Origin of the sequence: Candidatus Palauibacter sp., assembly GCF_965213655.1 — a bacterium.
Classification (GTDB): Bacteria; Gemmatimonadota; Gemmatimonadetes; order Palauibacterales; family Palauibacteraceae; genus Palauibacter.
Genome location: NZ_CBDBZT010000003.1, coordinates 2,677,633 through 2,698,758, shown reverse-complemented (window position 1 = coordinate 2,698,758; position 21,126 = coordinate 2,677,633). Strand labels below are relative to the sequence as shown.

Genomic DNA, 21,126 nt, shown 5'->3' with positions numbered 1-21,126 from the left:
CGTCACATATCCGGATAGTCCGCGGTGGGCCCGAACATCTGCGGCACCGGCACATCCAAGAGCCGCAGATAGACGCCCAGTTGTGCCCGGTGGTGGATCAGGTGGTCGAGGATGAAGCTCCGCATCACGACCGCCTTGGGCATCGAGAAGCGATCCTCGCCACCGACCTTCATCGTCCACGAACTCGCGAAGGTCTCGTCCGAGGTCGCTTCAATTGTCTCGCGGGCTCCCGCCGCGCTCTCCTCGAGGGCGGCGACGAGTTCGGCGGAAGACTTGAGCACGGGGTTCTGTGGCGGGCCGCCGCCCTCGGGGTCGATGTCGAACTCGGACATCGTCAGCGTCGGCGTGGTCCAGTTCGGAATCATCGCCACGTGGGTCGCCAGCTCGCCCAAGGTCCACGACTTGTCGTGCGGACGCCAGTCGAGGCGGCCGTCGGGCACGGCTTCCAGCATGGCACGACAACCCGCAACGATATGGTCGAACTGCATGACGGTCTGTTGAGCAATCATGAGGAGACTCCGGGTGAGTGTGTAATCCGCCTGCGGGCGTTAATGCCCGATGGGGAGAGTAACCTGCAAGGTCCGCTCCACGGTGGGAACCACGCTCGACCCGAAGCGTCGGTGACCGACGGCTGGGGGGTTACCCGGCTCCCGTAGCAGCCGCCTCAGTCATCCCGCTTGCCCGTATCGCCGTGCCGGATCGCGAAATCGCGGCGGTCCCGGTAGAGAAGAGCGCGGTTCAGGACGTAGTCACCGTCCGGATCGATGTCCGCGCACTCCGTCATCGTCCAGTACTTGTATTCGCCGAGGAACAGGTACTGGCGTGTCTGATGGAAGAAATGACACGTAACGCCCTCGCCCCGCCCGATCCGTTCGCAGAAGGCAGCGAGGAGTTCCTGCTGCCCGTGCTTCTTGCTGACGACGTACTCGTGAGGCCACGTGTCGCGAAACGTCACCGCTTCTCGCCACGGTGCGCGGGCGATCAGCGCCATGATGTCCAGCTTCTGCTGTTCGGACTCGGACATGAAGTGACCTCGCAGGAGACTCCGGTAGCGGCTGATTGCAAGTTTCAGCGTCGGCTGATTGCAAGATAAGGACCTAAGGGCGCCGCGAATCGGCCCGCCGGCTGATGCCACGGAGCATGCCGCGGAAGATGAGCCAGTGGACGGGGTAGAGGCCGTACCAGTAGAGCAGTCCGCCCAGCCCGAGGGGGTCGAAGACCGCTGTTTGCGTGACTCGGCTTCCCTCCTCCGCGGGCTCCACCTCGAACTGGAGCCAGGCGCGGCCGGGCACCTTCATTTCGGCCTGCAGGCGCAGGAGGCGGCCGGGCTCGAACGCTTCGACGCGCCAGAAGTCGAGTGGGTCTCCCGGCCGCACGTCGACCGGATGCCGTCGGCCGCGCCGCATTCCGACGCCGCCCACGAGCAGGTCCGCGGCGCCCCGCAGTGCCCACAGCCAGTTCGCGAAGTACCAGCCGCGGGACCCGCCGATCCGCTGGATCGGAGCAAACGCGCGGGCCGGTTCGGCCCGGACCACGGCCTGTTGCCGGTCGACGATGCGGGAACCGAAGCGTTTTCCTCCCCAGAGCGGTCCCCTGCCGCTCGAGGACACGGCGTCGCTCCAGCGCGTCCGGGACATCTCCCGGTCTTCCTCGCGCAGCGCGCGGGCGATCGCCTCGCCCACCCCAAGGGGACGGACCGGGAAGCGCTTCAGAGCCCCCGCGTCGCGGACGACCGTTTCGTTGCGGAGGCTGGTCACCAGCTTCCGGCCCACGCGCGCGTACACGGGCGTCACCAGGCCGAGCCACAGACTCGAGAGCCGGGGGCTGAGGAGGGGGACCGGAATCATAACGCGCCGGACACCGATCTGGCGGGCGTACTCGCGCATCAACTCGCCGTAGGTGACTTGCCGGGGCCCGCCGATCTCGAACACGGCGCTGCCCTCCTCGTCGAGATCGAGTCCGTGGGTCAGGTAGGCCACGACATCATCGATCGCGATGGGTTGGGCCGGCGTCCGCACCCAGCGCGGCGTGACCATGGCCGGCAGCTTGTTGACGAGACTCCGCAGCAGTTCGAAGGAGAGCGACCCCGATCCGATGATGATGGAGGCGCGGAACTCCAGCGTGGGCGGCCCTTCGGACGCCAGGATGCGGCCGACCTCGAGGCGGCTTGCGAGGTGGGGCGACAACTCGCCGTCGCCGATCAGCCCGCCGAGATAGATCATCCGACGCACGCCCCGCTCTCGCGCAGCGCGGGCGAAATTGCGGGCGCCGAGGCGGTCCTGCTCCTCGAAGTCGGCCCTCGATCCCATCGAGTGGACGAGGTAGTAGGCGGTGTCTACCCCTGCGAGAGCCGCGGTAAGGGAATCCGGATCCAGCACATCGCCCGCGACGACCTCCGTCCGGTTCGAGAACCGGTTGGCGAGAAAGCTCGGGTTACGGGCGAGACAACGGATCCTCGCGCCACGATCTTCGAGCGCCGGGACGAGACGGCCGCCGACATAGCCGCTCGCCCCGGTGACGAGGATCAGCTGATTGGAACGTCGAGATCGGTCCATCTTGGGCAACCCGATCCGTGTGGGTCGCGGTTCAGTTACCCGCCCTGATACCCGTCGCGGCCGGGATTGTGGCGCCCTGGGCTTCGACATCCGAGCCCAGCGCAATCCGCCTGATCTCCAGGGCGGCGATGTTCCGTACTTCCGTGCCCCGGTGTATGAGACCCCGGATGTGGTCCTCGGACCTGAAGCGGCCTTCATAGATCTCGGAGGATTCCCCGAAGTCGAGAGTCAACGATATCTCCGAGAAGGCGTGCACCCCGGTCACGGTTCCGGGAGATATGGTCTCGACCGGTTGCGGGATGAGGCGGAAATCCGTTCGGCTGACCGTGCCAGAGACGTTGCCCTGCCCGTCTTCCTGCAGCCGGAACTGCCAGGCCAGGCCACCATCGATGAGACTGATATGGCCGAGCCAGTTCCCCGCGAGGGGCATCTCGGCCGGGTCCGTCGTGTAGCCGCAATCGGCGAGCGCAGCCCACAGGGCGATCAGTACGGTCGCCCTCGCGCCTCGGCGGATCGCGTCGATCATGGCTCCCCGCTACTCCATGCAGTCCCCCCGTGAGACCCCGCCGAAACCATCAGCGGGACCAGGGAGGGACGATGCCGTTCATGCGGGCGTAGGAGACGGACTGGCCCACGTGTTCGTTCATGTGCGAGACGAGTTGCAGGAGCACGGCCCAGCCCTGCACGGTTCGGCCGTACAGTTCCGTCTCGCCGTCGAGTTCAGCCGCGGTCAGCGCGCCCACCTGCTCCATGACATGGCGGACCGACATCTCATGGATCTCGCGCACCCTGTCCTTGTCGCGGATCGACTCGATGTCCGCGTAGTCGAATCCGTTCGGGGGCGCGATGCCCAGGTTCTGGTCGAGGTACATGAAGTTGTAGCGCGCGATGTGCATGTAGACCTCGCCCACCTGCATCACTCCCTCACCGGGCGCCCACGAAAACTTCTCCGCGGGCATGACGCGTGCGAGTTCGGAGATCTTGTAGCTCGACCCCTGGAAGTGGCCGAGGATCTCGTCCCGGATGGTGGTCGGATCCGTGTAGACGGGGGCCAGCGTCAGTTCACCGATGACGGGAGGGTTGTCGATAGGGATCTGCGCGAACAGGCTCGCGGGGGCCAGGGCCCCGGCGACGATGAGAGAGGCGATGAAGGTCGGTTTCATGGACATCCTCCTTCGGTTGGCGGCGCGCGCCGCGCATTCCCGCGACACAGGCAGGTGATATGATACTGCCCACTCGCTCGTTGTGTCTCGTGAACCCGGAGCGAGCCCATCCCGAACCTTCGCGAGGCGCATGCCCGACATTCATCAAGACGCCGGACCGCTCGTTCGCGTCACGCTGCTCGTGGCGGCGGCGGTCTCGGGCGGGTGTGGGTCGGGGGCGCTCGATTGGGTCGAGGAGGACGGGTATCGCTGGGCCGAGCTTCGCGTCTCGGGCGAGGACGAGCCGGGGTTCGAGCGCCTCGACCCCTCGGAGACCGGCATCTCGTTCGAGAACGTGGTCACCGAAGAGCAGTACATCGACAACAGCCACTACCTGAACGGGTCCGGCGTCGCGGCGGGGGACGTGGACGGCGACGGTCGCGTCGATCTCTACCTCGCGGGGATGGACGGGCCGAATCGACTCTACCGGAACCTGGGCGGCTGGCGCTTCGAGGACATCGCCGAGGAGGCGGGGGTCGCGGCGGCGGGCCGCTTCTCGACGGGCGCCGTGTTCGCGGATGTGGACGGTGACGGAGACCTGGACCTGCTCGTCAACGCGCTCGGGGGACCGAACGCGCTCTACCTGAACGACGGGACGGGCCACTTCACGGACGGGACGGAGGCGGCCGGGCTCACCTCGACGCTCGGGAGCATGTCGATGACGCTCGCCGACGTCGACGGGGACGGGGACCTCGACCTGTACGTGGTGAACAACAAGGTCGCGACGGTGCAGGATCTCTTCCCGCCCGAAGTCCTCCAGCCGAGCAATATCTACCGGCAGACGGAGGACGGGTTCGAGCTTCTCCCCGAGTGGCGGGAACACTACACGCTCGGCGAGGTCCAGGAGGGGATGGTCCCCCGGCTCGAACTCGCGGAGCCCGACCGGCTCTACCTGAACGACGGAGGGGGACGGTTCACGCCGGTGCCGTGGACCGAGGGCGCGTTCCTCGACGAGGAGGGCCGGCCGCTGGAATCCGAGCCGTTGGAGTGGGGACTCGCAGCCCGTTTCCAGGACATGGACGGGGACGGGGATCCCGACCTCTACGTCTGCAACGACTTCCACAGCCCCGACCACATCTGGATCAACGACGGGGCCGGGCATTTCCGGATGCTCGCGCCGCTGGCCATGCGGAGCACGAGCTTCGCCTCCATGGGCGTGGATTTTTCAGATGTGGACCGGGACGGGTTCACGGACTTCTTCGTCGTGGAGATGCTGAGCCGGGAGCAGCGGCTGCGCATGAAGCAGATGGTGGGGGGCGAGGCCGATCCGCAGTTCGCGGGGCGGCTCGATAACCGGCCGCAGAAGCCACGCAACACGCTCTACCTGAGCCGGGGGGACGGAACCTTCGCGGAGACCGCGCAGTTCGCGGGCCTCGACGCGTCCGGCTGGTCGTGGGGGAGCACGTTCGTGGACGTCGATCTCGACGGGTATGAGGACCTGCTCGTGGGGACGGGGCACTTCTACGACGCGATGGACAAGGATGCGGTGCAGAGGGTGGGGTCGATGGACTGGCGGCAGCGCATCCTCGGCTTCCCTCCGCTCCGGCTCTCCAACATCGCCTTCCGCAACCGCGGCGACCTGACCTTCGAGGAGGTGGGAGAGGCGTGGGGGTTCGCGGGGGACGAGGACATCACGCACGGGATGGCCGTGGCGGATCTCGACGGGGACGGGGATCTGGACATTGTCACGAACCGGCTGCTGGCGCCGGCGGGAGTCTACCGGAACGTGGGACGGGCGCCGCGGGTGGCCGTGCGGCTCGTCGGCCGGGGACCCAACACGGCGGGCGTCGGCGCGCGGGTCCGTCTGTCGGGGGGCGAGTTGCCGGCGCAGACGAAGGAGGTCGTCGCGGGAGGCCTGTACCTCTCCGGTTCGGAGCCGATGGCCAGCTTCGCCGTGGACGACGGGGAGGCGACGATCGAGGTCGTGTGGCGGGACGGGGCAACGAGCCGGGTGGAGGGTGTCCGCGCGAACCGCATCTACGAGATCCGCGAACCGGAGGCCGCCGCGGGAGCCGCCGCCGGGGCCGCCGCGGGAGCCACCGCGGGGGAGGCGGAATCGGAAGCGCCCCTGTTCGACGATGTGTCTGCGCTGCTCGGGCACCGTCACCGGGAGAACGCGTTCGACGACTTCGCGCAGCAACCGCTTATCACGTGGCGCCTTGGACAGGGCGGCCCCGGCGTCGCGTGGGGCGATATCGACGGTGACGGGGACACGGACGCCCTGGTCGGCGGCGGCGGCGGGGCCGGCCTCTCGGTCTTCCACAACGACGGCGAGGGTGGGTTCTCGCCGGACCGGGGGGCGCGGGGCGGGGCGGCCGGGCCGGCGCCGTCCCCGGGCGATCAGACGGGCCTCCTCATCGTCCCCGGCCGGGCCGGCGCCACGGTGGTCGTCGGCACCGCGACGTACGACGGCACCGACCGGGCAGCACCCTCGGCCGCGGTGCTGTCGGCCTCGGGCACGACGCTCACCCCGGCGCAGAGTCTTCCGGGGGCCGAGTCGAGCACCGGCCCCCTCGCAGCCGCCGACTACGACGGGGACGGCGACGTCGACCTCTTCGTGGGGGGACGCGTGATCCCCGGCCAGTATCCGGCCGCGGCGAGCTCCCGCCTCTTCCTCAACGAGAGCGGCCGCTACGTGCTCGACGAGTCGAACGCGACGGCGCTGACCGACGTGGGTCTCGTGTCCGGCGCCGTCTTCAGCGACGTGGACGCGGACGGAGACGCGGATCTCATGCTCGCCGTCGAGTGGGGACCCGTTCGGCTCTTCCTCAATCGCGAGGGGCGATTCGAGGACGCGACGGCCGGCTTCGGACTCGAGGCCCGCACCGGGTGGTGGAACGGCGTGACGACGGGCGACCTGAACGGGGACGGGCTACCCGACCTCATCGCGTCCAACCGGGGGCTCAACTCACAGTTCCGGGCCAGCCCGGAGCACCCGGCCACCGCCTATCACACGGATCTGGACAACGACGGCTTCCGCGACGTGATCGAGGCGCGCTACGACGAGTTCACGCGCTCGATGGTTCCGGTGCGGGGACTCCTCACGCTTGCGGGCGGCCTCCCCTTCCTCCGCAACCGCATCCAGGGGTTCGAGCACTACGGGCAGTTGGGCGTGAACGAGATCCTGGAGCAGCCGGCGGACCTCCTGCCCACGGTCGAGGCGACGACGCTGGCGCACACGGTGTTCATCAACCGCGGGGGGTCGTTCGAGGCGTTCGACCTACCGCGCGAAGCGCAGTTGGCGCCGGCGTTTCATGTGGGCGTGGCCGACATGGACGGGGACGGGCACGAGGATGTCTTCCTGAGCCAGAACCTGTTCGCGCTGCGCGGCGAGGCGGAGCGTAACGACGCGGGCCGCGGCCTGTGGCTGCGGGGCGACGGGACGGGGGCGCTGACGCCGGTCCCGGGACAGCGGTCGGGCATCACGGTGTACGGCGAGCAGCGCGGCGCGGCGTTCGCGGACTACGACGGCGATGGGCGCGTGGACGTGCTCGTCAGCCAGAACGGGGCCGGGACGAGGCTGTACCGGAACGCGGGCGCGAAGCCCGGCTTGCGCGTCCGACTCCTGGGGAGCGAGGAGAATCCGGCCGCCATCGGCGCCGCGATCCGGCTGGAGTACGGCGGGACGCGGGGCCCGCTGCGCGAGGTCCGCGCGGGCGGAGGCTACTGGTCGCAGGATGACCTGGTGCAGGTCATGGGGCTCGCCGGGGATCCGGCCTCCGGTCCGACGGCCGTGTGGGTGCGCTGGCCGGACGGCTCGGAAACGGTCACCCCGCTCGATGCGCCGACGCCGCTGGAGGTCACGATCGACGCGGGCGGTGCACTGGTCGCTCGCCGGTAGAAGCCCGCGGGCGGAAACCGTCCCGTTCGAGCAGGCGCCTCAGCCGCCCGTCAGTGCGCGGATCCGCTGGGCCACTTCGCGCGCCATCTCGTTGGGAATCGGGATCGTGAGGTTGTATTGGGCGATCTTCCAGGTCCCGTCTTCCATTACCAGTACGCCGCTGCCGCGCGTTTCGCCGAGGTTCGCGTTCTCGAGGCGCTCGTCGAACCAGGCGGTGCGTCCGCCGGGGGCGATGGCGATGTGGCGCTCGAGCATGTGGTAGGTCCAGCCCGTGCCCGTGTCGAAGCGGGCTTTCGTGTAGTCCATGAACTCCTCGCGCGTCCAGCGCTCGGTCGCGTCGGTGCCGAGGAAGACGGACTCGCCGGCGTAGAGGCCGAAGTAGCGGTCGAAATCGGCCTCCGAGGCCGCCTCGTGGAGCGCATCGAGGACCCCGGAGACTGCGGCCCGGGCGTCATCCTGTCCGGCGAGGGGAGCGGCCGGGAGCGCCGACGCGATAGTGAAAGCGAGGACGGCAACGAGAGCCAGGAAACGACGCGACCGACGGCCGGCGTTGTTCATCACGTTCATCATGGGTTCCTCGGGGTCTGGCGGCTGGGGCTGCGGCTGTCGCGTGATCCTACCTGAGCCGCCCGCGAGCAACTAGTGTTCTGAAGTTCCCGCTCCGGGACTCCGAATCTGGATCCTGTTCACGCTCCGGAGGATGCCATGCCCTCAGGCGCCACTGATGCGACGCGAGGCCACAGGGCCCTGATGGCCCGGGCGGCCGCCATCTCCGTTTTCGCGATCCCGGTCGTGAGCGGGTGCTCGACGGACGCCGGGCAGGACGCCTCGGATCTGCACCCCGCCGGTCCGGACGCCGCCGTCGTCATCCGGGCGGACCGGATCCTCGACGGACGCGGCGCCGTGCTCACGGGTCGCGAACTCGTGGTACGAGACGGACGGATCGAAGCCATCGCCGAGGAGGGGGCCACGGCGGGCGCCGTGGTATACGAACTGCCGGGGGCGACCGTGCTGCCGGGGCTCATCGACACCCACGTCCACCTCGGTTGGCACTTCGACGCGGAAACGGGGCGGCTGCACAGCGCGGAGTCGACGGACACGGCGGAGGACCGCGTGCTCTACGCGGCGGAGAACGCCTGGAACATGCTCGCGAGCGGTGTCACGACAGTGCAGAGCCTGGGCGGCCCCGAGGATGTGCCGGTCCGCGACGCCATTGCGCGGGGATCGCTGCCGGGACCGCGCGTGCTGACGTCGATCGAGCCCATCACGGCGGGGAGCGGCGGGCCGGAGGAGATCCGGGCCCGCGTGGACGCGCTGGTGGAGGCGGGCGCGGACGTGATCAAGATCTTCGGGTCCGCCAGCATCAGGGTCGGCGGCGCGCCGACGCTGAGCCAGGAGCAGCTCGACGCCGCCTGTGGCCGGGCGAGTGAGCATGGCCTGCGCGCCGTGGTCCACGCCCACGGCCCCGAGAGCGCGCAGCGCTCGGCCCTCGCGGGATGCCGGCAGATCGAGCACGGCGCCCTCCTCGATCGCGAGACGCTCGAACTCCTGGCCGAACGCGGTCTCTATTACGACCCGCACACTCACCTGATCTTCGAGAACTACTTCGCGAACCAGGACCGTTACCTCGGCATCGGGAACTACACGGAGGACGGATTCCGTCAGATGCGCCAAGCGGTGCCGACCGCGCTCGGCGCCTTCCGCGAGGCCCTCGACGTCGAAGGGCTCGACATCGTGTTCGGGACCGACGCCGTAGCCGGAGCGCACGGGCGCAATTGGACGGAACTGGTGTACAGGGTGCGTGAAGGCGGGCAGGATCCGATGGAGGCCATTGTCTCGGCCACGAGCCTGGCGGCGGCCTCGCTCGAGCTTGAGGAGACGGTGGGCGCCCTCGTGCCGGGGTTCGAGGCCGATGTGATCGCGGTGGCGGGCGATCCGACGTCCGACATCGGAGCCCTCGAGCATGTCGTGCTCGTCATGCGTGGCGGAGTGGTCTACCGTCACCGGCCGCTCGCGGTGACTCCGTGAAGCGGCGATCCCCCCATCGGCGGCCCGGCGGCGTGCCGCCACGGCGACACCCTGGGAGCGGGGCTCCCGTAAGGAGGCGCATGAAACGCTCGATCGAAGAGGCGCAGCAGCGACTCGCCGAGAAGCTGCTCTCGCGCAGGGATGTGTCCGCCGTGGGCATCGGAGCCGACAACGGGGACCCGTGCCTGAAGGTCTACCTTTCGGAGTCCTCGTCCCGGAAATCGATCCCGGACCGGTACGACGGACACCCCGTGCGGGTGGTCGGCGGGGGTCCTTTCCGGACGCAGGCGAACGGGCCGGCGGGACCATCGGCCGGCAGCGAATAATGGAAGAGGACGGATGATGACGCCGCGCCGGAATCTCATCCTGGCGATCGCGATCGCGGCGACCACCTGCGTCGGGGTCGGCATCCACTGGACGCTTACGTCCTGGCCGGCGCGGCCCCCGACGCTGCCTCCGCCACGGCTTCCTGCGCGTCCGCCGTTGCGGCCCCCGGGTGCCTCCGCCCAGGAGTTGCTGGCGGCCGCCATGCAGATTCAGAGCGACAACGAATCGACGCTCTTCGCCGTTCCGAGCGTGGTCGGCGTGGGGATCGGTTTCACCGACGCGGGGATGCCGACGATCAAGGTCTTCGTCGATCCGGCCGTGTCGCCGGGGCCCCGTGGACTCCCGGGCATCCCGGAGGTGCTCGGTCTTTTCCCGGTCACCATCGAGCCGGCCGGCCCGTTCCGCATCCTGCCGCCCGAGAGCGTCGATCCGGTATCGACGGACGAAGGCCCGGTGCCGACGGGGCGCTTCGACCGACCGGTGCCCATGGGCGTGTCCACGGGGCACACACGCTCGACGGCGGGCACGATCGGCGCCGTCGTGACCGATGGCGAGCGCCGCTACGCGCTCAGCAACTGGCACGTGTTCGTGCCGGGCGGCGAGGGACAGGTGGGCGACAATCTCCTGCAGCCGGGCCCCGTGGACGGCGGCTCGGACCCGGGGGATGCGATCGCCACGCTGGCCGCGTTCGAACCGGTGGCCTTGTCGCCGTTCGCATCCAACCGGATCGATGCGGCGATCGCGCGCACGGACGAGGTGCTGCCGGAGACGCCGGTGGGGGGCTATGGGTCGCCGCGCAGCACGACGATGGCGGCGAGGCCGGGGCTGCAGGTCCAGAAGTACGGTCGGACGACGCGCCTCACGGTCGGGGAGGTGGAGGCGGTCAACGCGTCGATCAACGTGAACTACGGGTCGGCCGGGTCGCAGGTGGGCCGCTTTGTCGGTCAGATCATGGTGTGCTGCAGCTTCAGCGCGGGCGGCGACTCGGGTTCTCTGATCGTGGCGCGCGATCAGGACCGTGACGGAAACGCGGGCCCGGACGACCGCCGGCCGGTCGCCCTGCTCTTCGCCGGCGACGGGCGGCTCACGATCGCGAACCCGATCGACCTCGTGCTCGACCGCTTCGACGTGACGATCGTGGGCGAGGACGCCGGCCGCTGAGCTCGACCGCTGGGCTCGACCGCTGGGCTCGACCGCTGGGCCCGACCGCCGAGCCCGGCGCGGCCGGAGCCGGGTGGGACGGCTGGCCGCTGGCGCTGAGGTCCGACTAGCTTGACGGCATGACACGCTTTCGTTCCCACTTCCTGCCGCGAACGCCGACGGGCCGCCGGCTCGTCGTCCTCTTCCTTGTTCTGTTCGCGTTCACGCAGCCACCGCTCGTGTACTGGCTCGGCAACCGCGTCGAGCCGTGGATCGGGGGCATGCCCTTCCTCTACGTGTACCTGCTCGTCTTCTACGTCCTCCTCATCGGCGTTCTGATCCGGGTGCAGAGGCGGGGGCTCTGATGGAGGCCTGGGTCGTCGCGACCGGTCTCATCTTCGTCTATCTCGTGGCCACCATCGTGCTGGGGGCGATCGCGAACCGGCGCATGTCCGTGGACCTGGAGGACTTCCTCCTCTACGGACGCAAGGCCGGGTTCATCGTCCTCTATCTCACGGTCGTCGCCACCTACCATTCCGCGTTCGCATTCCTCGGTTCGGGCGGTTTCTTCTACACGCACGGAATCGGGTTCTGGGCGGCGGGCGCGTGGACGGTGCTCGTCGGGGCGATCACCTACGTGCTCGGGAGCCGGATCTGGGCGCTGGGGAAGACGTTCGGCTACATCACGCCGGCCGACCTGCTGGCGGACTTCTACGAGTCGGATGCGGTGCGAATCGTGACCGCCATCGTGTCGGTCCTGTTCACCATCCTCTACATCCAGGTCCAGGCGGTGGGGCTGGGCTACATCCTCTCGGTCGCGTCCGGCGACCGGATCTCGTTCGAACTGGGGACGCTGATCCTGCTCGTGGTCGCCGCGGGCTACCTCATCGCGGGGGGTCTGCGGGCGGTCTACTGGACGGACGTGATCCAGGGCGTGTGGATGTACATCGCCGTGTGGGCCGGCGCCCTCGTGCTCGCCTTCAAGCTCTTCGGCGGGCCGTTCGAGTTGTGGCGGCAGGTCGGGGTGCAGCGCCCCGATCTCCTCACGCTTCCGGGGCCGGAGGGCTTCTTCACGCCGGGGATGTGGTTCGGGATGATCGTCGTGCTCTCGTTCGGGATCATCTTCCAGCCGCACCTCCTCATCCGCTACTACACGGCGGTCTCGGCCCGCACGATCAAGCTGCTGGGCGCCACGACGCCGATCTATCTCATGACGCTCTACATCCCGGCGGCGCTCGTCGGGCTGGGCGGCGCGCTCGTGATGCCGGACATCGCGATCCCGGACCGGATCTTCCCGGAGATGCTCTTCGCGTACGCCCCGCCCTGGCTTACGGGTGCGATCCTGGCCGGCGCGACGGCGGCGGCGATGTCCACGCTCGACTCGATGCTGCACGCGAACATGACGGTGCTGACGCGCGATGTGTACCAGCGCTACATTCGAACGGGCGCGAGCCAGAATCACTACATCTTCATCGGCCGGCTCATCGTCGTGGCCCTTCTGGCGGTCGGCTACTTCCTCTCCGTGAGCACGTTCGATCTGCTCGTGCAACTCGTGGCTCTCTCGGGTTCGGGGGCGCTGCAACTGATGCCGGCGATCCTCGGCGTCTGCTTCCCGAGCCGGCGCCTGACGACGAAGACCGGGGTGATCGCGGGCATCGGGGCCGGGCTCGTCACGCTGTGCCTCACGCTCATCCTCGTGCCCCACCCTCTGGGCCTGCACGGCGGGGTGTGGGGACTGCTGGTGAACTTCCTCGTGACGTGGGTCGTGAGTCGGTTCACGCTCCCGCCCAGCGACGTGACCGTGTCGCGGATCCATGGCGCGGTCGAACGCTTCGTGTACGAGGGCGACCCCGCGTGAGCGCGACCCGGGGCTGACGCTGTGGGCAAACTCGTGGGAGGCGTCGCTCTCCTCGCGCTCGCATTGTTCGTTTTCTGGGGGTTCCTTCGCACGAGCGATCCGTTCGCCCTGAGGACGCTGTTCGCGCTCTTCATCGCGGCCGGACTGCCAGCTGCGGGCGGCGGCTTTCTCCTTGCGCGCCACTTCGGGGTCGGACGCCGCATCGAAGGCCGGCGGGAAGAACTCCGCCGCGACACCTTCGAGGCCGAGATCCTGAAGATGGCGGGGCGCCACGGCGGGCGGCTGACGTCGGTCGAGGTCGCGGGGGAACTGGCGGTGCCGACGACGCTGGCCGAGGAGCTTCTGAACGAACTGATGGCGCGGGAAATGGCCGACATCGAGATCACCGATTCGGGCCTGCTCGTGTACACCTTCCACGACGTGCGGCATCTCTCGGAGAAGGAAACCGCGCGCGGGCTGCTGGAGCCGTGAGGAGAGGGCCGTTGTCGTGAGCGAGACGCGCTGGCCGTGCCCCGTCTGTCTCGGGGTCAAGATGGAGAAGACGTCTCTGGGGGGCCGGGCCGGAGACGCCTCGGGCGCGCTGACGCTCGACCACTGCGCCCGCTGCGGCGGGATGTGGTTCGAGTTGGGCGAGGTGCAGCGCCTTCGTTCCGAACGGCCGGAGTCGCTGTGGGCACAGATTCCGGCGCGGGAGGAGCGGCACCGGGCCCAGTGCCATACGTGCCGCGCGTTCGTGGACCGCGACGCGCCGAAATGCGGCGCGTGTGGGGCGAAGACGAAGCTGAACTGCCCGGCCTGCGACACGCGGATGCTGCAGGTGAGCCAGTCCACGCTCACGCTCGATGTGTGCAAACGGTGCAAGGGCGTGTGGTTCGACCACCACGAACTCGAGGCGATCTGGGAGATGGAGAGGGACCGGCTCGTCGCGAGGCGGGGACGCGACGGAGCCGTCGCGCGCACGGCGGGGACCGGAGCCGATGTCCTGTTCGAGACGCTCTTCTGGGCGCCGGAACTCGTCTTCGTGGGCGCGCACGTGGCGGGTCACGCCGTGGCGGCCGCGGCGGAAGTGGCGCCGGCCGCACTCGACGCCGTCGGCGATGCCGCCGCAAGCGTGTTCGAGGCGATCCTCGAGATCGTGGGCGGCATCTTCGGCTGACGCCCTTTCCGGATTCGCCACGACGCCCCAACCGTTACACTTCGAGCCTACTCAGACCACTTGCACCTGTACTCCCCCTGGAGAACCGCCGAATGGAAATCGTGCTGGCCACACTGGCCGACGCCGCCAATACGTCGAGCGACGGCAAGCTCAACCTCATGGGCCTGTTCGACACGCTCTACGCCGGAGCCATGCCGGTGGCCCATCCGTCCATGCAACTGGTCCTCAGGATCCGGGCGGAGCCGTCCGAAACCGACCGGCAGCACGAACTGGAAATCCGGTGCATGGACGAGGATGGACAGGAACTGTTCAAGGTGACGGGCGGGTTCTCCGTCCAGGCCCCGCCGGGGAAGGCGGCCACCTTCAATCACGTCGTGGGCATCAACAACCTGACGTTTCAGAAGTTCGGCGGGTACACGTTTCCGATCTTCATCAACCGGGATCTGAAGCGAACGGTGGAACTGGAGGTCTCGCCGGCCGAACAGCGAGTGCCGCCGCCCGGGAGTTGAGCGTCAGCGGCCTTCCGGGGCCGCGCCGGCGGCCGACTCCGACTCCCACAGGCGCCGCTGCTCGCTCGTGAGGAAGTGCCGGATCGCGGTCGCGTCCTCCATCGAGAGGAGGTCGCCGAAAGCGGCCATGCCGTTGGCGGCCAGCGCGCCACCCAGGACCACGGCGTCGAAGCTCTCCCACGCGCCGCCATCCATCCTGCGGAGATCGGGATAGGCGGAGAGGTGCTCGTCCGAGGCCCGGTGGCAGATGCTGCAGTGGACGCCGAAGAGTTCCGCTCCCAGTTGGACGCGAGCCGCGTCGAGCGCGAGATCCGGCGGTTCCGGCGTCGCGGGCGTGATCTGCGCGGGAGGTAGCGGCACCTCCCCACCGTCGAGCCGGAACACGAGCAGGCGTCCCGTGCTCTCGTAGTCGTACGGCGCCGAGCCGAGCGGATAGGCCGACCCCCGCGGCCCGCCGTAGCCGGCCATGACCGCGATGTACTGCACGCCGTCGACCTCGTACGTCATGGGCCCCGCCATTACGCCGCTGCCGAGATGGATGCTGTGGATGCGGTCGCCGGTGTCGGCCTGCTGGAAGTCGAGCGTACCCGTGGCCGTGCCCTGGATGACGAGGTTGCCGCCCGTCACGAGCGTGCCGCCGTTCCACATGCTGCCCCGCGGAACACGCCACAACTCGCGGCCCGCGGCGGCGTCCCACGCGAGGAGAAACTCGTTCGGTCCGATGTCCGGGAGCCCCTCGGCGAGGTGCGCGAACTCCTCCGGGAACGGAGGCCAGGAGGCCGTGAAGCCTTCGTATGCGACCTGGGGGCGATGGTCGAACTCGTCCAGCGAACGCCACAGCATGGCCTGTTCGCGGGCGGGGATGTAGGCGATGCCCGTCTCGGGATTGAACGACATCGGCTGCCAATTGTGTCCGCCCGCGGAGGAGGGGAAGACGACTCGCGGCTCGTCGCGGTAGTCCGCGGCGGAGTTCGGGATCGGTCGACCCGTCTCGAGATCGATCCCGTGCGCCCAGGTGACCGTCACGAAGTTCTCCGCCTGCAACAGTTCGCCCGTGGCGCGGTCGAGCACGTAGAAGAAGCCGTTCTTGGGGGCCTGGAGCAGGACCTCGCGCGGCTCACCGCCGATCATGAGCGTGCTCAGGATGATGTTCTGCGTCGCGGTGTAGTCCCAGATCTCCCCCGGCACGGTCTGGTAGTGCCAGACGAGGCGTCCGGTCTTCGGATCGATCGCGAGGATGGAGACGAGGTAGAGGTTGTCGCCCCCCGCCGGGCTCCGGTGCCAGATCGGATAGGGGTAGGAGTTTCCCGTGCCCACGTACAGCAGATCGAGCACGGGGTCGTAGGCCATCTCCCCCCAGACGGTGCCCCCGAGGCCTCCCTCCCAGGCCGCGTCCGGGTCCCATGTCGCCGCGGCCACCTCCATCTCCGGGTGTTCGAAGCCGTGCGCAGGATCGGCGGGCACCGTGAAGAAGCGCCACGCCTCCTCGCCCGTCTCGAGGTCGTAGGCGGTGATGTACCCGCGCACGCCGAAGTCCCCGCCGGCGTTGCCCAGGACGACGACATCGCCGGCGATCTGCGGCGAGCCGGTGCTCGTGTAGGAGAGCGACCGGTCGATGAAGGTGTCGGCGCGCCAGATCTCCTCGCCCGTTGTCGCGTCGAGCGCGACCAGCCAGCCGTCGAAGGTGCCGATGTAGACGCGCCCCTCCCACACCTCCAGGCCGCGATTGATGGGACCGCAGCAACCCTTTCTGGTATAGCTTGGGTCTACCTGCGGATCGTAGCGCCACACGAGTTCTCCCGTCGCCGCGTCGAGCGCCGCGACGCTGCCCCACGGTCCGGGCGAGTACATGACGCCGTCGACAACGACGGGCGTGGCCTCCAGCCCCCAATGCACGGAGCCGACGTGCGACCGCCACTCGTACTCCCAGGCGAGACCCACAGCGGCCGCGTTCATGACGTGAATGCGCCCGAGCGGGGAATAGCGGGTTTCCCCGAAGTCGCGGCCGGAAGTGAGCCACTCGGCGGGGACCGTATCCGTCGCAAGCAGCCGGTCACGGTCGACAGCTCCGGCGGCGTGTCCCGGCGGCGAAGTCTCGCAGGCCGCCACCGCGCAGACGGCGAGCAGTGCGCCGGCCGGCAGCCGGGCACCCGGCTTGCGGCGAATCAAGGGCGTTCTAGAAGCGGGGGGTTACGGTGAGGCGGAAGCTTCGGCTCTGTCCCGGACTCCGCTCCTGGACATCCACGTACGTCGTCTGGAGCAGATTCTCGATCTTCGCCTGTACGCGGGTCCCCAGAATCCGGCCGCCCACGCGAAGGTCGACGAGGGTGATCCCGTTACGCTCGTCGAGCGGGAAGGCGAGCACCTGCTCCACCCGGCTCCGGTAGCGGAAGTCGACGGCGACCGCGCCCCTCCAGCCGGAGGCCGTCGCGGTGAAATTGTGCCGCGACCGGTAGGGGAGCTCGCGTCCGGTCACATGGTCCTCGGTGTCGAGGAACGTGTAGCTCGTGTTGAGGTCCAGCCGATTCGGTATCACGCCGACCCGCAGGCCCGCGTCCACTCCCCGCACCATCGCTTCCGAGACGTTGCGGAACTGGAAGGTGAAGAACTGGTCCGGGGCCGCAGTGGGCTCGATGAGATCGGTGTAGTCGCTCCAGAACAACCCCGCGTCGAACCAGACCCGGTCGCTGAGGTTCACCGTCGTCCCGATCTCGCGCGCCCAGGCGGACTCTCCCCTCAACTCGAGATTCGGGACGACGCGGAAGCCGAACTGCGTCGTCGACGTGAACTGCTCGGACACGCTGGGCGACCTGTAGCCTCGGCTGAAGGATCCTCGGAGGCTCACCCGTTCGCTCGCCTGGTAGACGACGCCGAGCTTCGGGTTGAGCACGACATCCTTCATCGCCGCCGTGGCCTCGTGGTAGTCCAGCCTCACGCCCACCGAGCCGCGAACCCGGTCCGAGAAAGTGATCTCGTCCTGTGCGAACACCGCGAGGTCCGTCACCTCGGGCGTCGGGTCGAGGAAATTGGAGCTCACGCCAGTCAGGGCGCCTTCTCCACCGATCGTCAGCGAATGCGACCGGTTCGGGAAGAGGGACCACTGAATATCGGTACCGACCCTCGTTGAGCGGTGGAAATCCTCGTTGTCGTGGAAATAGTTCTGGCCCCGCGCGTGATAGACGTGCGGCCGCACCTGCACGCGGTGCTTCGGCGTGACGATCGGATTGGCCGTCACGCCGAGGACGACGTCGTCCGTCTGGATCCAGTCGCCGAGTTCGGCCGGATCGACCTCCAGCGGTCGGTCCGCCGACAGCCACGTGAAGAATTCCTCCTCATCCCTGCGCGTCCAGTTGACGAAGATCTCCCAGGGATTGGAGGACTCCGCCGGGAATACGGTCTTGAACCGCAGCCGCCAGCGCTCGAGCGCGCCGTTCTGCCGGAACCCGTCCGATTCCTCACGCGCCAGGTACAGCGTGGTGCCGACATCGCCGAGGCGGCGGGAATGCTGGAGCGCGATCCCTTCCCTGCTCAGCCTCTCCTCCGTGAACGAATGTCGGGCCGGAGTGTCGTAGAGGCCGAAGTACCCGCGCACGATGGTCTGGGGCTCGGCCGGTGGACGTTTCGTGATCACGTTCACGACGCCGCCCAGGGCGTTCGTCCCCCACAGCGTGGAATGCGGGCCCTTCACGATCTCGATCTGGTCCACGTCCAGGACGGGGAGACCGCTGAAATCGATCGAGGCGCCGACGCCCGAGAGGACGCGGTGGCCGTCGAGGAGCATGAGGACGCGGCTTCCGACCCCTCGCGCCAGTCCGGTGGCGCCGCGGATGTCCATCTGGCCGGAGTTGAAGATCACCCCCTGCGCGAAGGGGAGCGCTTCGTCAAGGGTCACGATGTTGCGCGTGTCGAGTTCGTCGCCGCTCATGACCGCGACGCTCACCGGAGCCTCCCCCGGGCGGGCCGCGGAGCGGTTCGCGGTCACGGTCAACTCTGGAACGTCGAACATCCGGCGGTCCAGCACGAAACGGATTTCGCCCGAGGGATCGGCCTGCAGTTCCCGTTCAGCAACCCGAAAGCCGTCCGCGACCACGACGAGCGTGTACGGGCCATCGGACGGTGAGACGATCGCGAAGCCGCCGTCGGCCCTCGTCGTCGCCGTCAACGGGGTGTTTCGGATGAAGACGGTGGCCCCCGCGAGCGGGGCGCCCGTCTCCGCGTCCAGGACGCGGCCTCGCACGAATTCGTCCTGAGCCTGGGCGGCGAGCGGGGCGCTCGCGTAGAAGGAGGCGAGCGCCGCCCGCGCGTAGAAGGAGGCGAACACCGCGCGCGTGTAGAAGAAGACGAGCGCGGCGCCTGCCGTGAGACGTCGGCGGATACCGACCGCTACTGCCGCTGCCAAACGGTTGTCCCCGCGGCGGTGGGGGGCTGCGAGACCACCACGGTGAGCGCGGTGCCCGCGACCGAATAGGTACCCACGGCCTGCTGAAGGGCCCCGGTCTGCTCCCATGATCCGTCGGTCCGAATCACGAAGGTGCCCTCATCCATCAGGGTCGCCAAGCCGCCGGCTCCATCCGGATACATGAGGTTGAGGCTCAGGGTGCCGCTCGCCTCATCGCCGCTGGTGGATGTCTGGGTCAACGTGAACATCCCGTTGACGAGCGGTGGCGTCACCGTGAGTCCGCCCGTGAGCGGAGACGAGAGGGAGACGAGCGTATACGTCCCGGTCAGGTTGGGCGGCCCCTCGGCGGGCGGCTCCGGTTCCATCGTGTCGTCACCGCCGCAGCCCGCGACAAGCGTGGCGACGACCATCGGCACAAACAACATGAACAGACGCTTCTTCATGGATCCTCCGGTTCGTTGAATGCCGCGGCCGGGGTCAGTCGCCCCCACCCGCTCCTTCCATCATTCGCTCACGTGCGGCACGAAACTCGTTCCCCTCGCGCCAGTTGGGCCACTCGGCACCCTGGGCCAGCCGGTAGCCCATCTCGAACAACAGCCTCAAGTCGTCCACGGCGCCGTTCAGGTCCCAGGACGGATCGTACTCGTCCGTCGGCTTGTGATACCGTTCCGCCGTGTACTCCTCGCGCATCCGGCGACCGTACGTCTCCCCTTCAGTTACATGGTCGATTCCGGCGTCGGTGTACAGGGCCGGCACGCCCCGCTTCGCAAAGTTGAAGTGATCGGAGCGATAGAAAAAGCCCTTTTCGGGCTCCGGGTCCGCGCGTATCACGCGATCTGCCGCCGAGACGACCGCTTCAAGGTACACGTCCAGATCGGAGTTGCGGAGACCGACCACCGTGATGTCGTTCATCGGCCCCGCCGTGTTCAGGCCGTCCATGTTGATGGCCGCAATCGTCCGGTCGAGCGGATGGACCGGCCGTTCGCCGTAGTGGTCCGAACCGAGGAGGCCCTGTTCCTCGGCGGTGACGGCGAGGAACAGGATGGTGCGGGCGGGCGGGCGCTCGAGGCCGCCGAAGGCCGCGGCGATCTCGATGAGGCCCGCGACGCCGGTCGCGTTGTCGAGTGCCCCGTTGTAGATGCGGTCGCCGTCCAGCGTCTCGTCCTTCCCGAGATGGTCCCAGTGCGCCATGTAGACGACCGCTTCATCCGCGCGGTGCGATCCCGCGAGCCGGCCGACGACGTTGTGCGATGTCGAGCGCTCGATGGTGTTGCGGATCTCCAGACTCGCGGTCAGCCCCAGGGATACCGCCCGGAAATCTTCTCTTGCCGCGTCGGAACGCAGGGCTGCGAGGTCAAGCCCCGCGCGCTCGAACAGCACCGCCGCGGCATCGTGCGTCAGCCAGCCCTCGACGGCGGGCCGCGACAGGTTCGCGTCCTCGGCGACGAGGGTGAACTGCGGGCCGGACCAACTGCTGGTGACGACCTCCCACGGGTAGCCCGCCGCCTCCGTCTCGTGGATGATGAAAGCTCCGGCCGCCCCCTGCCGACCGGCCTCCTCGAACTTGTACGTCCACCGGCCGTAGTACGTCATCGCCCGGCCGTTGAAGCGCGCGGGGTCGCCCGTCGCGTAGCCCGGATCGTTCACCAGCATGACGACCGTCTTCCCGGTCACGTCGATCCCGGCGTAGTCGTCCCAACCGTACTCGGGCGCCACGACGCCGTACCCGACAAAGACCAGCTCGGAACTCTGCAGCCCGCTGCGGTCGATGACGCGCTTCGTCCAAGCCATCATCTCCGTGCCGTACTCGTGCGGCGTGTCGCGCCCTTCTCCGGCGATGGCGAGCCGCATCCCGGGGTCGGCGGTGATCGACACCAGGGGAACCTCCTGCAGCCAGGCCCCGGCGTTCCCGGGCTCGAGCCCCGCAGCCTCGAACGCCTCGGAGATATACGCGATCGTCAGTTCCTCGCCGCGGGAGACGGGGGCACGCCCCTCGAACTCGTCCGAGGCGAGGACCGCGATGTGCTCCCGCAGCCCGGCGTCCTCGATCCCCCGCACCGCCTCCGCGGGGGGCGCGGCGTCCGGCGCGCACGCCCCGGAGAGCATCAGCA

At 68.7% G+C, this 21,126-nt stretch carries 19 protein-coding genes; 9 read left to right on the top strand and 10 right to left on the bottom strand.

The features are described 5' to 3' along the window. Positions 1-2 precede the first annotated feature (2 nt). From ACOOGH_RS14095 to ACOOGH_RS14075, 5 genes are all read right to left on the bottom strand, one after another. Positions 3-509, bottom strand: a complete 507-nt coding sequence (locus ACOOGH_RS14095; protein ID WP_420449518.1) for a DinB family protein — start codon at positions 507-509, stop codon at positions 3-5. Between the two features lie 155 nt (positions 510-664). After that, positions 665-1,024, bottom strand: a complete 360-nt coding sequence (locus ACOOGH_RS14090; protein ID WP_420449517.1) for a hypothetical protein — start codon at positions 1,022-1,024, stop codon at positions 665-667. 73 nt (positions 1,025-1,097) lie between these two features. After that, positions 1,098-2,555: an SDR family oxidoreductase gene (locus tag ACOOGH_RS14085; protein ID WP_420449516.1), complete on the bottom strand. Its 1,458-nt coding sequence runs from the start codon at positions 2,553-2,555 to the stop codon at positions 1,098-1,100. A 31-nt stretch (positions 2,556-2,586) separates the two neighbouring features. After that, positions 2,587-3,081, bottom strand: coding sequence for a hypothetical protein (locus ACOOGH_RS14080; protein WP_420449515.1), 495 nt, complete (start codon positions 3,079-3,081; stop codon positions 2,587-2,589). Positions 3,082-3,130: 49 nt separating this feature from the next. Next, the gene (locus ACOOGH_RS14075) at positions 3,131-3,718 is read right to left on the bottom strand and encodes a DinB family protein (protein ID WP_420449514.1); all 588 of its coding nucleotides are present in this window, start codon (positions 3,716-3,718) and stop codon (positions 3,131-3,133) included. Between the two features lie 130 nt (positions 3,719-3,848). Between ACOOGH_RS14075 and ACOOGH_RS14070 the strand changes: the two genes are divergently transcribed. Then, on the top strand, positions 3,849-7,598 hold the full coding sequence (locus ACOOGH_RS14070; protein WP_420449513.1) for an FG-GAP-like repeat-containing protein: 3,750 nt from the start codon (positions 3,849-3,851) through the stop codon (positions 7,596-7,598). Between the two features lie 39 nt (positions 7,599-7,637). Here the strand turns inward: ACOOGH_RS14070 and ACOOGH_RS14065 are convergent, their stop codons facing one another. After that, positions 7,638-8,168, bottom strand: a complete 531-nt coding sequence (locus tag ACOOGH_RS14065; protein WP_420449512.1) for a nuclear transport factor 2 family protein — start codon at positions 8,166-8,168, stop codon at positions 7,638-7,640. Between the two features lie 135 nt (positions 8,169-8,303). On the opposite strand from ACOOGH_RS14065, the gene ACOOGH_RS14060 reads away from it, so the two are divergent. The 8 genes from ACOOGH_RS14060 (at position 8,304) to ACOOGH_RS14025 (ending at position 14,616) form a co-directional block, all read left to right on the top strand. Continuing rightward, positions 8,304-9,626, top strand: a complete 1,323-nt coding sequence (locus tag ACOOGH_RS14060; RefSeq protein ID WP_420449511.1) for an amidohydrolase family protein — start codon at positions 8,304-8,306, stop codon at positions 9,624-9,626. A gap of 80 nt (positions 9,627-9,706) precedes the next feature. Continuing rightward, positions 9,707-9,952, top strand: coding sequence for a hypothetical protein (locus tag ACOOGH_RS14055; protein WP_420449510.1), 246 nt, complete (start codon positions 9,707-9,709; stop codon positions 9,950-9,952). Positions 9,953-9,965: 13 nt separating this feature from the next. Further along, positions 9,966-11,114, top strand: coding sequence for a hypothetical protein (locus ACOOGH_RS14050; protein ID WP_420449509.1), 1,149 nt, complete (start codon positions 9,966-9,968; stop codon positions 11,112-11,114). Positions 11,115-11,233: 119 nt separating this feature from the next. After that, a complete protein-coding gene (locus ACOOGH_RS14045) occupies positions 11,234-11,458 on the top strand; it encodes a hypothetical protein (protein WP_419939146.1) in 225 nt (74 codons plus the stop codon). Continuing rightward, the gene (locus tag ACOOGH_RS14040; protein ID WP_420449508.1) at positions 11,458-12,951 is read left to right on the top strand and encodes a sodium:solute symporter family protein; all 1,494 of its coding nucleotides are present in this window, start codon (positions 11,458-11,460) and stop codon (positions 12,949-12,951) included. The genes ACOOGH_RS14045 and ACOOGH_RS14040 overlap by 1 nt, the downstream gene beginning before the upstream one ends. 21 nt (positions 12,952-12,972) lie before the next feature. Continuing rightward, complete coding sequence (locus ACOOGH_RS14035) at positions 12,973-13,422, top strand: hypothetical protein (protein WP_420449507.1); 450 nt, start codon at positions 12,973-12,975, stop codon at positions 13,420-13,422. Positions 13,423-13,438: 16 nt separating this feature from the next. Next, positions 13,439-14,107, top strand: a complete 669-nt coding sequence (locus ACOOGH_RS14030; RefSeq protein ID WP_420449506.1) for a zf-TFIIB domain-containing protein — start codon at positions 13,439-13,441, stop codon at positions 14,105-14,107. 92 nt (positions 14,108-14,199) lie between these two features. After that, complete coding sequence (locus ACOOGH_RS14025) at positions 14,200-14,616, top strand: DUF6941 family protein (protein WP_420449505.1); 417 nt, start codon at positions 14,200-14,202, stop codon at positions 14,614-14,616. A 3-nt stretch (positions 14,617-14,619) separates the two neighbouring features. Here ACOOGH_RS14025 and ACOOGH_RS14020 read toward each other — a convergent pair whose 3' ends face one another. From ACOOGH_RS14020 to ACOOGH_RS14005, 4 genes are read right to left on the bottom strand one after another with little or no spacing between them, the layout of a single operon-like run. Next, a complete protein-coding gene (locus tag ACOOGH_RS14020; protein ID WP_420449504.1) occupies positions 14,620-16,785 on the bottom strand; it encodes a PQQ-dependent dehydrogenase, methanol/ethanol family in 2,166 nt (721 codons plus the stop codon). A gap of 7 nt (positions 16,786-16,792) precedes the next feature. After that, complete coding sequence (locus ACOOGH_RS14015; RefSeq protein WP_420449503.1) at positions 16,793-19,015, bottom strand: TonB-dependent receptor; 2,223 nt, start codon at positions 19,013-19,015, stop codon at positions 16,793-16,795. Continuing rightward, the gene (locus ACOOGH_RS14010; RefSeq protein ID WP_420449502.1) at positions 19,000-19,458 is read right to left on the bottom strand and encodes a hypothetical protein; all 459 of its coding nucleotides are present in this window, start codon (positions 19,456-19,458) and stop codon (positions 19,000-19,002) included. Before ACOOGH_RS14010 ends, ACOOGH_RS14015 begins: the two co-directional genes overlap by 16 nt. 34 nt (positions 19,459-19,492) lie before the next feature. Then, on the bottom strand, positions 19,493-21,121 hold the full coding sequence (locus ACOOGH_RS14005; RefSeq protein WP_420450137.1) for a M28 family metallopeptidase: 1,629 nt from the start codon (positions 21,119-21,121) through the stop codon (positions 19,493-19,495). Positions 21,122-21,126 lie beyond the last annotated feature (5 nt).

Coding starts and splice junctions, on each gene's coding strand:
- ACOOGH_RS14095 (WP_420449518.1), bottom strand. CDS start 509: ATGATTGCTCAACAGACCGTCATGCAGTTCGACCATATCGTTGCGGGT.
- ACOOGH_RS14090 (WP_420449517.1), bottom strand. CDS start 1,024: ATGTCCGAGTCCGAACAGCAGAAGCTGGACATCATGGCGCTGATCGCC.
- ACOOGH_RS14085 (WP_420449516.1), bottom strand. CDS start 2,555: ATGGACCGATCTCGACGTTCCAATCAGCTGATCCTCGTCACCGGGGCG.
- ACOOGH_RS14080 (WP_420449515.1), bottom strand. CDS start 3,081: ATGATCGACGCGATCCGCCGAGGCGCGAGGGCGACCGTACTGATCGCC.
- ACOOGH_RS14075 (WP_420449514.1), bottom strand. CDS start 3,718: ATGAAACCGACCTTCATCGCCTCTCTCATCGTCGCCGGGGCCCTGGCC.
- ACOOGH_RS14070 (WP_420449513.1), top strand. CDS start 3,849: ATGCCCGACATTCATCAAGACGCCGGACCGCTCGTTCGCGTCACGCTG.
- ACOOGH_RS14065 (WP_420449512.1), bottom strand. CDS start 8,168: ATGATGAACGTGATGAACAACGCCGGCCGTCGGTCGCGTCGTTTCCTG.
- ACOOGH_RS14060 (WP_420449511.1), top strand. CDS start 8,304: ATGCCCTCAGGCGCCACTGATGCGACGCGAGGCCACAGGGCCCTGATG.
- ACOOGH_RS14055 (WP_420449510.1), top strand. CDS start 9,707: ATGAAACGCTCGATCGAAGAGGCGCAGCAGCGACTCGCCGAGAAGCTG.
- ACOOGH_RS14050 (WP_420449509.1), top strand. CDS start 9,966: ATGATGACGCCGCGCCGGAATCTCATCCTGGCGATCGCGATCGCGGCG.
- ACOOGH_RS14045 (WP_419939146.1), top strand. CDS start 11,234: ATGACACGCTTTCGTTCCCACTTCCTGCCGCGAACGCCGACGGGCCGC.
- ACOOGH_RS14040 (WP_420449508.1), top strand. CDS start 11,458: ATGGAGGCCTGGGTCGTCGCGACCGGTCTCATCTTCGTCTATCTCGTG.
- ACOOGH_RS14025 (WP_420449505.1), top strand. CDS start 14,200: ATGGAAATCGTGCTGGCCACACTGGCCGACGCCGCCAATACGTCGAGC.
- ACOOGH_RS14010 (WP_420449502.1), bottom strand. CDS start 19,458: ATGAAGAAGCGTCTGTTCATGTTGTTTGTGCCGATGGTCGTCGCCACG.
- ACOOGH_RS14005 (WP_420450137.1), bottom strand. CDS start 21,121: ATGCTCTCCGGGGCGTGCGCGCCGGACGCCGCGCCCCCCGCGGAGGCG.